A 13,312-nucleotide genomic window follows, 5' to 3' on the forward strand; every position below is an offset into this window, starting at 1 on the left:
GACGATTCGTTAGAACCGAAAGTTCCGCTATTGCCTTTCGAATCCTTGCGTTGCTAATGTTCAGCCTAAATCGCACCGTTAATCCAGAAATTCACCGTTATTGGAGGGGTTTTCGGGGCATGCCAGTCGAACATCGCTTCGCTACCCACGTCAGGATGACTTATCTCATGACTGGACAAACGTATCCTGTCGCTCCTCCGTTTTGTTTCGCCAATCGTCGGGTAGCGTTCGCGCCGCTTGCCGCAATCGCCCTGTTTTGCTGCTCGGGTTGCCAATGGGCCGCCAGTGGCAAGAACGCGATGGGGGCTCGGCTCTACGAGCAGGGCCAGTACACCGCCGCGCTACAGCAGTTCCAGCAGGTGATCGAAACCGACCCTCAAAACGCGGACGGTTACTACAACTTGGCTGCCACCACTCACCGCTTGGGGAATCAGCGTGGCGAGACTGAATTGATCCAACAGGCGGAGTCGCTTTACAACCAATGCCTGGATTACGACCCTAATCATGTCGATTGCCATCGCGGACTTGGCGTGTTGTTGGTCGACACCGGCCGTGCTGATCGCGCGTTCGCGCTATTGAAGAATTGGGCCGCTCGAAACCCATCGTTTGCCGAACCGCGGATCGAATTGGCTCGCTTGTATGAAGAGTATGGTGAGCCGCAAACGGCGCTGAAGTACCTTGAGGATTCCGTCCAATTGGATGCAAATAACGCTCGGGCTTGGTTGGCACTGGGACGATTGCGTGAACAATCCGGTGACCTGCGTCAAGCGCTCCAGAACTACCAACGCAGTTTGGCCTTGAACAATACGCAAACGGCCGCCGCAGAGCGCATCGCTTCGCTGAGCCAACATCTCAACGCGGCTCCGGCTCAGAATCTACAGAACGGGGGAACTCAAATTGCTTCCCCCGTGGGCTACGACAGCGGGTTTATCCGCCGCTAGGGTTCGTGCCATTCTTTGCTCTTGTGCCACAATGCCACCTCGGGCAACCGCTTGCGGAGTTCGCAGCCCGAGGACCCAGGCGAATCGTCTGGGGGTTGGAGGGTCGTCGACATCGAATTTCGATACCGGGCCTTGTTTGATACCGGGTCTTGAACGGGCGCCGCCGCCCGAGTCCCGATTCGAGTCGGTTATTCGCCTCAGAAGACTCAGGAATGCTCGCCTTGGGTGCCGCCGTCGCTCGCACGCCCGCGAATCAGCGAGTTGAGTGCGTGGTGCACAGCGTCCGCGAGGAAAAAGGCTTGGCCGCCTTCAAATCCCTCGCGAGCGTATTCGGGCTAGGATACTCAGGCAATTCTCGCCTGGACAATGAAAATCCAAAGGCCCGAACATAGCGGCTCGGGCAAGTGAGAACCGCTTCGTTCGCCTACTCTCGTCTAAACCGCCAAAAAGTCCTACGATTGGCAATTCGTTTTGAACAGACTCCCTTTCCCCCCAAATTAATTAACGCATCATGAAGTCGATGGACAAAATCGTTTCGCTGTGCAAGCGACGTGGCTACCTGTTTCAATCCAGCGAAATTTATGGTGGTATCCAAGGATTTTGGGATTACGGTCCGCTTGGCGTCGAGCTCAAGCGAAATTTGAAAGACGCTTGGTGGCACGACATGATCGGCGGCCACAACGAGTTGATCCAACCGCAGACGGCGCCCTCGACCTTCGAGATGGTGGGGCTCGATAGCACGATCATCATGCATCCCCAAGTATGGAAGTGTAGCGGTCACTATGACCTGTTTCACGACCATATGGTCGATTGTCGCGAGTCAAAGAAACGCTATCGCTTTGATCAAATTCGCGGTCGTTGGGTCGAGTACCAGGACAAAAAGGTGTTTGTGACCACGTTGGCCGAAGCCGAGCAAGAGCTTGATGAGGTCCGTCGCCGAGGCATGAAGTTCTTCAAGCTGCGCAACAAGGACGCGGACAAGATCGCTGTTGGCAATGAATCGCTCACGCTCGACAAGCTCGATTCGACCGTTGACGTTCTCGCGCCCGATGCCAAGAGCTTGGATACATTAACGGAGCCGCGCGAGTTCAATTTGATGTTCAAGACGACGCTCGGAGCCCTCGGCGGGGCGGACGACACCACCTTCCTTCGTCCCGAAACCGCCCAGGGGATTTTTGTCAATTTCAAGAACGTGCTCGACAGCAGCCGCATCAGCCTTCCCTTTGGGATCGGTCAAGTCGGCAAGAGTTTTCGCAACGAGATTACGCCGCGCAACTTTACCTTCCGCTCGCGAGAATTCGAGCAGATGGAGATTGAGTTCTTTTGTCACCCCGACCAGTCTCAAGAGTGGTACCGTTATTGGCGTGATCGCCGCTTAGAGTGGTACAAGAGTTTGGGACTTTCGGATGAATCGCTGATCATGCGCGAGCATCATCAAGAGGAGTTGGCGCATTACAGCGTGGGCACGGCGGATATCGAATACGCGTTTCCGTTCTTGCCCGAAGGCGAATACGGGGAATTGGAAGGGATCGCCCATCGAGGCGACTTTGATTTACGCAGCCACATGGAGGGCAAACTCGATCCCTCGACGCGTCCGATGCAAGTCGAGTTGGGCGAAGATGGCAAACCCAAGTACCGCGGCAGCGGTCGCGACCTGACCTATCGTGATGAAGCGACCAACGAAAAGTTTGTGCCGCATGTGGTCGAGCCTTCTGCAGGAGCGGATCGTGCCGTGTTGGCCTTCCTCTGCGAGGCTTTCACCGAAGACGAAGCTCCCGACGAGAACGGCAAACTGCAAAGCCGTACGGTGATGAAATTGCACCCTCGTTTGGCTCCGATCAAAGCTGCCGTTTTTCCGTTGGTCAAAAAGGATGGCATGCCCGAGGTGGCTCACGAGATTTACGGCGAACTGAAACGGCACATGAACGTCTTCTACGATGAAAAGGGCGCGGTCGGACGACGTTATCGTCGTCAAGACGAAGCGGGCACGCCGTACTGTATCACCGTGGATACCGAAACGTTGACCGACAAAACGGTGACGATTCGTGATCGTGACACGTTGGAACAAAGCCGCGTCAAAATCGACGACGTGGTCGCCGAGTTGCAATCGCGTATCAACGCCTAGCGTCGGCGTTTAGTGTCCAACGCTTAGTGTCAACGCTTAGTGCGTTGTCACCGCGGGCCATATGAGAATGTGCTCGGTGGAACTTCCACCGAGCGTGAAGTGATGGCCCGAGTGATTGTACCAAGCCGATGCGATTAGCTGACTTGCGACATTTTTGCCGCGGGAGCTTTGGCCAGGATCGCGTTGATCTTCTCGTGTTCTAAATCCTCGATTGTCACCGAGGGCCGCATTTGCATTTGAGCGATGCTGATCCAGTGGCGGAAGCTGCATGTCGCTAGATTTCGATACTCGTCATTCTCGCTGAGCGCGTGATTTTCGTGATAGTTGTACTTGGGCCAAAAGAAGCCAAGCGACGAACGGTCGAGGGTGATGAAACGATCGGCCAACAATTGCCACCATTGTTCGAGCGTTCCGTCAAGCGTGACGCCAAGTTGCTCGAGAAAGTGACGGCAAAGCCAAACTTCCGAAACCCAGACCTCGGAGCTTGGTTCTTGGATCAGTTCCCCAAAGTTCTGAGGTGCCAGCACAACCTGATTGTCAATACACAGGGGGGCGGACCAATAACGCAGCAAGTCTTCCGTGCGACCGAACATCAGGATGTCCGAAGGGTGATAGGGGATGTAGAGACGGGTGGCGTGGTCGAGTACCGCAATCCGTTCTTGCTGCATGTCGTTACTGCGGATTGGGAACGACTTTAGTAGCCCCGTTAGAAAATCGCCGAGGTGGGGTGAGTGTAAACGCGTGTCGGTTCGCGTTTTCAACGTGTACTTCGCCCCGAGCTGCTCAGCTTTTTCGATTCCGCGTCGCGTGGACACGATTTGCATGTTCAAATTCGCGGGGCCGAAGTGCTCCGGCGGAGGGCCCGTGACGATATGAATGCCCATTTGCTCGGCAGTGGAAAGGCAGTCTGGCGATGCGTCTTCCCAGGTAGACAGGATAATGGGTTGGTTTGCGAACAGCCCGCGATAGAGTTTTAGCGTCTCGAGGGTTAGGTTGTCGCGGCAGACCACGGGGCCTTGAACGACGATGGCCATGTTGCTGGTGGTGTGAGATTCAAACGGCACCGGCGGGCACGTTTTAGAATATTGCGTGGCTACCTTCCAAGCCTCGTCATACTGATCGAGCTCGACACTCACTCGCTTGCTTAATCGCTCGAAATGATGACGTCGCTTCCTTGGCTTTCGCGTCAGGAAATTGATGAGCCAACATAGAAAATTCCACTTCCACATCTTGCTGAGTCTTTGCCTAGAGGAGTTAAGCGGGAGTCCGTAGTTTTCGATTCGAACTCTGGATGCGGCTGGCAAAACCAAGCGTTAAGAAACGCTCCAAGTCTTCGGGGGTGCCCAGTCCGTACATCACGTTTCCTGCGTCGCCGACATTGTCCGTCGCGATCTTAGCTCCGTTGCGAATCAATCGTGAGTAGACCGGAGCGACATAAAATTCATTCTTCGATCGTTCGTTCGCCTCGATCATCTCAAATGCCGCTGCCACAAATGCGTTGCCTCGGGCAAAGTTGTAGATTCCCACGGTCGCTTCGTCGGAAACGACTTCCTTCTCCACAATGCATTGCATCTCTCCTTGGGCATCGCGTTGGACATACGACCATTTGGGCGAATCGTCTTTCATCGTCATGACCAAGCCCTCAACGCCATCGGCATCGCCCATCGATAGATAGTCATCGATCGAATAGTCAATCCACTGATCGCAATTGGCGATCATCAGCGGTTGTTCGTTGTCAATCCATTCTTTCGCCAACAATACGGTGCAGGCGGCTCCCTGGGTGACTCCCTCGACGGAGACAATTTCACAGTCAGGGGAGGATTGCTTCAGCGTCTTCTCAAGCTCGTAAGATTCCAGATGTTGGGCTTGGCAGATAAAAATGAATCGATGCTCTCGTTGGGGACGAACATTTTCGATCACCGTTTGGATCATCGGTACCCCATGGACGGGGATCAACGGTTTAGGGATGTCGTAGCCAGCTTGTTGGAATCGTGAACCACGTCCGGCCATGGGAATGACGATGTTAAGCATTCCGGTTCTCTGGGTAAAAGATTTTGAAATGGGAAGGTCGGCGGAAGGTCTTAATCCAGGTATTTGTCGTCCGCAACGCTGGGGAATTTTAGGACGACCGTGATCGTTTCTTCTAACGCCGTAAAGTCGGTCGACGTGCCAGGCGGGATTTCGACAATTTGTCCCGCTTCGTACTCCTGGCCGAGCATGCGTACACGACCACTTGCCACAACGGTGTATTCGGTTGCAATACGGTGATGGTGACTTGCTTCATAGTCGCCAGCAGCATATCGCTTGATCGCCACTTCCACTGCGTCTTGACGAAGAAGGGCGGGTTCAAAGTGGCCGGTCAACCAACCGCCAACGAAGTCATCGAGATGTAAGGGTTTGGACATTCGCTGTGTTCCTCTGAGCAAGTTATGCGGCGTAGCGGTTGTGAGTGAGGTTGCGGTCAATTCGCATCGTGCCGTGTTCAAAATTCAACAAGATGTCGGCCATGTCAAGCATCGTGGATCGATGGGTAATGAAGATGACGGTGCAGTTTTGACAGGACTCTTGCAAGGTTTGATAGATCAATTGCTCGCTCTTGGCATCCACTTGGCTCGTCGCTTCATCGAGAATTAATATCTCAGGCTTCCGCAATAAAGCTCGGGCCAGGGCAATGCGTTGGCGTTGCCCGCCGCTCAATCGCAAACCGTTGTGTCCGATCCGCGTGTCATACTGATCGGGTAGTTCCGTGGTGATGAAATGGTCTGCGTGAGCCAGTTTCGCCGCTTCGACAATCTCTTCTTGTGTGGCGTTTTCACTACCATAGGCAATGTTGTAGGCAATCGTTTCGTTGAACAATTCCGTGGTTTGCGTCACCAGGGCGATGCTGCGGCGAAGATCGTGCAACCGTAGCGATCGAACGTCGACATCGTCCAAACACACACTGCCTTGCTGGGGGTCATAGAACCGGCACAACAGACTGATCAGCGACGACTTGCCGGCGCCGTTAGGGCCGACGATTGCCACCTTGGATTGAAACGGGATGGTCAATGAAATGTTGTTGAGGACATTGTGGACCCCATCGTAAGCAAACGTGACTCCCTTCAATTCGATCGCCGAGTGAGGTTTCGGAATGTCTACCGGATCGGCGGGGTCGGTGATCAAGCATTGGCGGTCAAGCATCGGGTAGAGCATGTCCGCAGCGACCACGCCCGTGTTGATGCCGTCAATGATTTGAGCCATCTTGCGAACCGGATCGGTCGCCCCGACCAGCAATCCGAAGAAGACCAACATGGACGCCACGCTGAGCGGGCGTTCGGTTATCGGAATGCCCCAAATCATCGTCGCTTGATTCATGACAAGGTAAGATCCCGCGATGATCGCGGTGCCCATCATGCCCAACGCGAGGACTTCGGTGACCGGACGATTTAATGCGTTTAGGAACACGATGCGGACCGAAAAACGCTGCATATCCAGGGTCGCTTTGTCAAAGCGTTTCTGCTCGTGGGGTTCACTCGTATACGCTTGCACGGTGCGGATGTTGCCAAGGGACTCGAGCATCACGTGGTGTAGCCCCATCGATTTTTCCAGCAAGCTGTGGCAAATCTTTTTGAGGGCCCGGCTGAGCACCCAAATCAGCAACGCCACGACCGGCACAATAATCAAGCTCAGTAGCATCAGTCGCCAACAAATCAGACTTGCCCCGATCAAGCACGAGAGCAATTTCAAGGGTTCGCGAATGGCGCCTCCATAAACGCTGACGATGCCGTTGGTCAACATGTCGGTGGTGTGAGTGATGTGGGCAACGAACCCGCTGTTGCCATAACCTGCAAATCCGGCTTGGTCCATCATCAACGCTTTGGCAAAGATTTTTTGGCGAATTTGTCGTCCAATTCTCGCCGCCACCAGAGCGACGGTGTAAGTGTTGATGAGCTGGAAAATGTGTTTCAGCACGGTGCCAATCAATAACATCACCATCACCAGAACCACCGTCTGGAATGGGCTTGTGGGAAGATAGTCGTCAACCCAGGGTTTCAGTTTCTGGGATGAAGCAAGCGATGCCTTTTCCGTCATCAACTGCGTTTGTAACATCTCAAGTTGAAGTGCATCGCGACGCTCCAGCGGTGTTGACTTGGCTTTAATCTCCGCGACTTGTAGCTGAACGTCCGAAATTCGGCTATGCGCTGAATCGATTTCTCGGTCGATCCAATCCTGCAGTGGCTCGCCCGCGATGGTGACCTCAATGACGGGAAATAATGCGCCAATGTTGATGCCCCACAGCGCGCCGGTTCCAACGGAACACAGGGTTGCTAGAACAAGCAATGGCCAGAAGCGAAACGCGTCGCGTAGAGAACGTTGGAAATTCTTCATCCTATAAGCCTGTTGGCGTCCGTGCCTTTTCGCGAGATTCTGTCGTTCCATCCCGCTCAACAGCCTCACTAACCGGTCAGCCTGGAAAGAAGCGTCGCGCAATGGCGTCAAGTTGCAAGCGGATTTTCCGAGGATCATGGCACAGCGGTTTCGGATTTGGCAACCCCAATCGCTTGTGGTTGCAACCGATCCGCCGCATCCGGATAAAAACGCGTGCTTGATGTAAAAGATTATCGGGCCAACACCAACATCCTCTGTGGAGGAGGTGCAATCGCGGTTGCAGCACGAAGCGTGGATTTGCTATTCCTCGGGTTGAGGATAGGTTTGCCGCGTGGCTGCGTCATCTGGGGTACATGGTCATCTGGGGTGCATGATGTGCAGCCTATGGCAAAATGAAACGCTGTTCGCTAGCAAAAACGAAGTGGTTTCGATATCAGCGATGATGGATGTGGAATTGTTGGCCCACCGAGGCCTGTGGAACGATGCCAGTGAGAAGAATCAACGGCGCGCTTTGCGTTGCGCGTTAGATTCAGGTTTTGGGCTGGAAACCGATCTACGAGATTTTCAAGGCCAAGTCGTAATCGCACATGATTGTCCCATCGCCGATCACAATGAAAAAATCACGCTGGATGATTTATGCCAGCTTTATCGCAAATCCGCTTCTCATGCTTGCTTGGCATTGAATATCAAAGCGGATGGACTCGCCGACATCGTTCATTCAACGCTGTTGAAGCACAAAATTGACAATTACTTTGTCTTTGACATGTCGGTTCCCGACCTGCTCGCCCACCTTCGCCAATCGCAACACTGCTTCACTCGTCAAAGCGAATACGAATCGGTTCCCTCGCTGCTCCAACGCTGCGAAGGCGTTTGGCTCGATGCGTTTGAGTCACGTTGGTATGGTGAAGAGGTGATCGAGGCACATCTTTGCAGCGGTAAAAGTGTTTGCATCGTTTCATCGGAGCTTCACGGGCGTTCTGCTCACGAAGTGTGGCCTCTCGTTCGGCGTGTCGCCAAACGAAATCTCCATGATGCACGATTGTTGTTGTGTACGGACAACCCTAATGAGTTTAAAGGATTCATGAATGACCAAGATTAAGGCAGTCATTTTCGACATGGATGGCGTTCTGGTTGACGCGAAAGAGTGGCACTTCGATGCGCTAAATCGTGCCTTGGCTCTGTTTGGATTCCACATCAGCCAATTGGAGCATGTACGAGATTATGATGGGCTTCCCACTCGGCATAAGCTTGAAATGCTGACACAGAAGCAAGGGTTACCGTCGTCGCTTCATCGGTTTATCAACCAGATGAAGCAGACATACTTGTATGAGATTGTTGAGCAGCAATGTGTTCCTAACCCGCAGCATATCGAGACGCTTCATCGATTGCGTGAGGAAGGTTTCTCGGTTGCACTTGCATCGAATTCGATTCGTCGCAGTGTCGACCTCTTAATGGAACGCACCGACCTCGGGCAGTTTATGCAGTGTACGTTTAGCAACGAAGATGTTGCGTTACCCAAACCGCATCCTGAGATCTACCAATTGACCATGCAGCGACTCGGGTTTCTTCCCGAAGAGTGTTTGGTCGTTGAGGATGGTTTGTACGGGATACAAGCCGCCCAGCAGGCAGGCGCCCATGTCCACCGGGTCGATACGGTTCACGACGTTCACTACGCTGGCATTTGTCAGACGATTCAACAGCTCGAATCGCAGACGCCATTACGCCGGGCCGTTTGATCGCGTCGAACGGGTTTGCGGGGTGAACGACAATACGTCCCGCTTTGGGTTTGAGTGCTCCGGTTGAAGGACTCTGTCTCGTCCCGTTTAGTAACCCTTCGGAATCAACTTCGTTGTTAGCGGAGCGAGTCGCCCCATTGTGTCACCAGAGGGCTGCGCCCTGCCGCTATTATTTAGCAATGCCGAAGTTGATTCCGAACGGTTCCTTAGGAGGGCAGGCCAGGACCGGACATTGGCGACTGATAGCCGTTGCGAGTTGGAGACCACCCCGGTTTATGACGTTGCGGGGGGAGGCATCTGAGGTCACGATGTGGCACCTTGCAACCCTTCACTGAATTGGTGAGGGCATGGTCAAGGGGATTGCACGCGGCGATCTTTTTCTAACTCGGATGCGGTTCGGCAGGGGGACGCTAGGCGGTTTGGCGAATGGTCAATTCTTGATAGCGTGTCAGTGCGGAGGTGTCGATTCCGCGGCAGAGAAAGACGACTTGGTTACGTGTCCTCAGTGTAATGCGTGGCACCGACAACTTGGCACACGCGAAGTGAACCGCTTTGGCGACCGCCTCGCACTGGGTGTCATGAAACGCCATCACAAATCGATTGGGATTCAATCGTCCCAGGATGGATTCCACGTCTTTGACGGGCTGTTCCCCGAAATGCCCGCCATCAATAAACGCAAAGTCAAATTCTCGCCCTTGCGTCAGCTCGTCCACATGAAGCGGGCTGAAACCGACTTGGTAATCAATGATGTTTGCAATCCCGAGCTGCTCGGCGCCCCATCGGGCAAACCGCAATCCTTCGGGAATGTCGCTCTCAGTGCCGTTTTTCAAAGCGGCGCGAAGTGACTCCGCGTGCTCACGAGCGCGCTCTTCGGTGTACTGGAAATCTTCCTCGGCTTCCTCGATATAGGCGTCCACGCTTAGCAACGATCCGCCTGTCGCCTGGAACGCCATGCCAAGATAAAAGCTGCTGTAGCCAAACGCTGTCGCGATCTCATATCCGCTCTTCAGTTGGTTGTCCGCGATCACCTTGTACAGCATCAACCCTTCTTCGTCAGTGAGCGAATAGGGAAACGCTTTGTTTTTAAGTTTGTGCATCCAATCGAGATCGTCGAGGGGCTGCTCATGTGGGAATAGCACTCGATCCAATTGTTCGTGAATGGGAGTCATTCGAGTGAGCACCTCGTCGGACAATCTCAGCCGCTCGGGATGGTACTTGGCAAACACCGAAGGCTTACGTGCCTCATGTTCAAGGCAATCGAGACGTTGCATGCAGGTCTGCAACGTCGGGGCTGAGGATTGGTTTTCCACTCGATGCGACAATTGCGATACCGCTTCGCGTAATTCGGTTCGATCCGCTTCGAGGTCTCTCAGCCTCCCTTTCCATTGGCGAGATTTGCGCTGCAATGCGACTCCGACTACGACAGAAAGAATCGTGCCTGTTATTGCAAAAATGGTTGTCAGCATAGTGGGGGGGGGAATATCGAAGGGAGGAGTGGCTGCGGAATAGACGCGTTAAAGGTTTAGTGCTGAATTTGCGCCAGCGTCAAGTGAAGATAGTGGTTGGCTCGAAGGGCGCAGGCGATTCGGAAGCTTAGTGAGCGATCATGCAGTTGGCCAACCAGCCGCGTTTCAGTCCCGGGTCGGGGGCGATACTCGGTAACCCGGCGTTTTCAAAAACACCGCCCGCGGCTTGGATGCCGCTGATTACGGCGCCTTCCATCGTCGCGGGCCAACCGGTGCGTGTCCAGTCGCCTGCGAGGCAAAGCCAGGGTAATTTCTCCGGGGCAGGGGAGGGTGACGGACGAAGTTGCTCGACCGTTGGCCGGACGGAGAACACCGAGTTGGGGTCGGTGACGACGCGGTGCCGCAGTAGCGTTGCGGACTTGGTCGGTGGAAACACGGCCCCTAATTCCGACAACACTTGCCGGACGATCTCATCCTTTGACGATCCGCTCATCGGATGCGATCCGCTGATCACCACTTGGTAGTAGTGCTCCGAGCTGTTTTTCGCAGCTTGGAATTGGCCACACGGCTGGCGAAACAACCACTGCGTCAACGTGTCGACCAACACCGCGTGGGGACGCTCGGTGATGGGGCGATCGAACCACAAGTGCAGCCCGCTGATCGGGGAGGATGGAAAGTGTTCAAACGAACTCAAGCGAGGCAGGATCCGAGCGATTTCGGGATCATCAAACAGCCGTGCAACGGTGTGCCATGGGACGGCGCTGATCACGTGGTCCGCTGCGATCCGTTGTCCGTCACTGGTGAGTACGGCTTGAAGGTTTCCCTGGTGCGTTTGGATTTTTTGGGCTGGGGTTGCACAGCGTACCTTGACCCCAAGTTGCGTGAGCACGCCCACGACGTCACGCCCAAAGAGCGTCGAGAGCGGGCGATCGGGAACTAGCACATCCGAAGCGCCGCGTGCCGCCGCAAAGCCATCGACAAAGACCTTTCGCGCTGCCGTCATCGAGGCGTGTTGGCTGGATTCTCCTAACGCACTGGTCAAAATCACGTCCCAGAACAATCGAATCGTCTCGGCGCTTTGCCCATGGGATTGCAGCCACTCGGATGCGATCGCGTGATCGAGTTGGTGATGTGAGCTGCGAATCAGTTTCCACAGCCCGCGACGGATTTCATTTTTCTGCTTTCGATTCAAGTAATTTAGCTTCCCAATCACGCTGGCGAGATGCAGCGGTGCGGGCAGCCATGTCGAAGGGGTGAATTTGCTGGGAGGAAAATGAGGGTGGAAGAACGTCAGTGACTTGTAACGTCGCAGTGCATCGGTAAGCCCACATCGCGACAACAGCCCAATCAGGTTTGTGCAACAGCCCATCGCCACATGTTGGCAATAATCGAGCGTTTCGCCGCTATCGGGGTCCGTGAACGATCCCGCTCGTCCGCCAGCGACGCGTTTGGCTTCGAGCACGCTCACACGGAAGTGCTCGGGATGATGACGGACGATGCATTCCGCGGCAGCTAAACCGGCTACCCCGCCACCGACGATCACGACATGACGCCGATCCTCACTGCCGCTCATCGATGATTCACTTCCGCTTGGGCGTTGCCACGCAGTGGAGCGGTCACTTCGAGAGGCGGGACCGGCAATCGTCGAAAACTAGGAGGCCAAAAATGTTGTGAAACCAGGCCAATTCGATCGCTCGGGGAAAGCGTGATTCGGCACACGGCAATGCGGGTCGGATCTTCCTCGATTCGCGTCAACAACCGTCGATAGGTCCGCCACATCATGCTGAAAATTGGCTGTCCGTCGGGGTGAATGCTGTCCCAAATTTTCCATCCCGAATCGAACAGACGCTTGGCACGCAGAATCTCGTCTTGGAGCAAGCAGCGAAGTCGGTTGTCCCGTCGGAGCGTTAAAATATCGTCTTCGCACAAGCCATGTTGTTCGTAATGTTGTCGCGGCAGATAGATGCGTCCCCGTTTCGCATCTTCAACCACGTCGCGGAGGACGTTGGTCAATTGGAAAGCGAGTCCACAATCGACCGCCGATTCGAGCGGCAACGGTTCCTCGAATTCCCAGATATGTAAACACGCCAAGCCGACCGCAGAAGCAACAAGGTAGCAATAGTGTTCGAGTTGTTCGTAGGTTTCAAAGCGGGTCTTCTGTTGGTCGGCGAGCACGCCGTCAATGATTTCGAGTAGGTACCGCGACGGAATTTTGTATTGTGCCGATGTGTGTCGCAGCGCCGGCAAGATTTCTCGAGCCTGTTGATACAACTGGCTGGCCCATGCTGGCTCTTCTCCCACCGGGCCTTCGGGAAGGATGATTTTTGAATGCGAACTGTCGCTAATCAAGTTGATTGCGGTCGTTTGACGCCACCACTCTAGCCACCGGCCACGAATCGCCGCAGGCTCATTGCAATCTCCCAAATCGTCGGTGATCCGCGCAAACGCATAGAGCGCGCACATCGCTTCGCGTTTGGGCCGCGGAAGCAACCAAAACGAACGATAAAAGTTGCTTCCACTTCGTCGCGACAAACGACGAGCAAAGTGATAGCTAGTGGCAACGGGGATTTCCTCGGGCATACGATGATGATACTCAGGTGCCAAGTGGAGTTGGAGGCCCCCCCATTCTAGAGCATGGAGGTCGATCGCGTTGCCGCGATCGCAGAGAAGCACATC

11 protein-coding genes are annotated in these 13,312 nt (G+C 54.5%); 4 read left to right on the forward strand and 7 right to left on the reverse strand.

The annotated features are described in order from the left end of the window. Positions 1 to 167: 167 nt before the first annotated feature. Positions 168 to 941, forward strand: coding sequence for a tetratricopeptide repeat protein (locus Pla52o_RS00910; protein WP_231611998.1), 774 nt, complete (start codon positions 168 to 170; stop codon positions 939 to 941). A 520-nt stretch (positions 942 to 1,461) separates the two neighbouring features. Further along, entirely contained in the window at positions 1,462 to 3,066 is a 1,605-nt protein-coding gene (locus Pla52o_RS00915; RefSeq protein WP_146593478.1) for a glycine--tRNA ligase, read from the forward strand. Between the two features lie 134 nt (positions 3,067 to 3,200). Here Pla52o_RS00915 and Pla52o_RS00920 read toward each other — a convergent pair whose 3' ends face one another. Genes Pla52o_RS00920 through Pla52o_RS00935 form a run of 4 tightly spaced genes read right to left on the reverse strand, consistent with a single transcriptional unit; the run spans position 3,201 to position 7,434 of the window. Then, a complete protein-coding gene (locus Pla52o_RS00920; protein ID WP_146592713.1) occupies positions 3,201 to 4,295 on the reverse strand; it encodes a WavE lipopolysaccharide synthesis family protein in 1,095 nt (364 codons plus the stop codon). A 25-nt stretch (positions 4,296 to 4,320) separates the two neighbouring features. After that, the gene (locus Pla52o_RS00925) at positions 4,321 to 5,097 is read right to left on the reverse strand and encodes a glycosyltransferase family 2 protein (RefSeq protein ID WP_146592714.1); all 777 of its coding nucleotides are present in this window, start codon (positions 5,095 to 5,097) and stop codon (positions 4,321 to 4,323) included. A 50-nt stretch (positions 5,098 to 5,147) separates the two neighbouring features. After that, positions 5,148 to 5,471: a hypothetical protein gene (locus Pla52o_RS00930; RefSeq protein WP_146592715.1), complete on the reverse strand. Its 324-nt coding sequence runs from the start codon at positions 5,469 to 5,471 to the stop codon at positions 5,148 to 5,150. 22 nt (positions 5,472 to 5,493) lie between these two features. Then, positions 5,494 to 7,434, reverse strand: coding sequence for an ABC transporter ATP-binding protein (locus Pla52o_RS00935; RefSeq protein ID WP_197168928.1), 1,941 nt, complete (start codon positions 7,432 to 7,434; stop codon positions 5,494 to 5,496). A 331-nt stretch (positions 7,435 to 7,765) separates the two neighbouring features. On the opposite strand from Pla52o_RS00935, the gene Pla52o_RS00940 reads away from it, so the two are divergent. Together Pla52o_RS00940 and Pla52o_RS00945 are read left to right on the forward strand one after the other, a co-directional pair. Then, entirely contained in the window at positions 7,766 to 8,533 is a 768-nt protein-coding gene (locus Pla52o_RS00940; protein WP_146592717.1) for a hypothetical protein, read from the forward strand. After that, positions 8,520 to 9,170: an HAD family hydrolase gene (locus Pla52o_RS00945; protein WP_146592718.1), complete on the forward strand. Its 651-nt coding sequence runs from the start codon at positions 8,520 to 8,522 to the stop codon at positions 9,168 to 9,170. The genes Pla52o_RS00940 and Pla52o_RS00945 overlap by 14 nt, the downstream gene beginning before the upstream one ends. A 410-nt stretch (positions 9,171 to 9,580) precedes the next feature. Here Pla52o_RS00945 and Pla52o_RS00950 read toward each other — a convergent pair whose 3' ends face one another. From Pla52o_RS00950 to Pla52o_RS00960, 3 genes are all read right to left on the reverse strand, one after another. Beyond that, a complete protein-coding gene (locus Pla52o_RS00950; RefSeq protein WP_146592719.1) occupies positions 9,581 to 10,636 on the reverse strand; it encodes a class I SAM-dependent methyltransferase in 1,056 nt (351 codons plus the stop codon). A 127-nt stretch (positions 10,637 to 10,763) separates the two neighbouring features. Next, on the reverse strand, positions 10,764 to 12,209 hold the full coding sequence (hpnE, locus tag Pla52o_RS00955) for a hydroxysqualene dehydroxylase HpnE (RefSeq protein ID WP_146592720.1): 1,446 nt from the start codon (positions 12,207 to 12,209) through the stop codon (positions 10,764 to 10,766). Then, complete coding sequence (locus Pla52o_RS00960) at positions 12,206 to 13,216, reverse strand: phytoene/squalene synthase family protein (protein ID WP_146592721.1); 1,011 nt, start codon at positions 13,214 to 13,216, stop codon at positions 12,206 to 12,208. The genes hpnE and Pla52o_RS00960 overlap by 4 nt, the downstream gene beginning before the upstream one ends. Positions 13,217 to 13,312: the final 96 nt, after the last annotated feature.

This window comes from Novipirellula galeiformis (genome assembly GCF_007860095.1).
Taxonomy (GTDB): Bacteria; Planctomycetota; Planctomycetia; order Pirellulales; family Pirellulaceae; genus Novipirellula; species Novipirellula galeiformis.